1 pseudogene is annotated in these 479 nt (G+C 64.1%); it reads right to left on the bottom strand.

The features are described from left to right. Positions 1-237: 237 nt before the first annotated feature. Positions 238-479 (bottom strand): annotated as a pseudogene (locus K6M89_RS30565) (dihydrodipicolinate synthase family protein); the annotation flags it as partial.

Below are 479 nucleotides of genomic sequence, written 5' to 3' on the forward strand. Positions count from 1 at the left end.
GGTTCCTCCTTCTCGCCCCGTAGCCTACCACTCTCCCGGCCAGGCGCGCTCCTGCTTGATGGTTACTGCTGCGTGTCGGTTCGTCCTATCAGGGCAATGGGCTCCAGGGCCGCTGACGCCGGTGCCTCACAGACGTTCAAGCTTGCCCGCTGCCGTGCCGGCATCTGCGGGCTCCCATGGGTTCCCTGCTCCCCATCTGAATGCGCCCCTGCGACATGTGCAGGGGCGGCAAATCGGTCACTCGGCAGCCAGGAGTTGGTCAACGCGACCAATACCGGCGGCGCCGAAGGCAGCAAAGATCTCCGCTTCGGCCTTTTCCCCAAGATTTTTCAGCGGCTCGCGGATCGTCGCGTGATCAAGGATACCGCGGTGCACAAGGCCGAGTTTCAAGGCCACGGTGCCTTCCATGTGGGAGCCGCGGTGATAGACGGCACGCGTCACCGGGAGAAGGCGCTCGAAGATCTTGCGCGCTTCGGGAT

The organism is Rhizobium croatiense (assembly GCF_019793465.1).
GTDB lineage: Bacteria > Pseudomonadota > Alphaproteobacteria > Rhizobiales > Rhizobiaceae > Rhizobium > Rhizobium croatiense.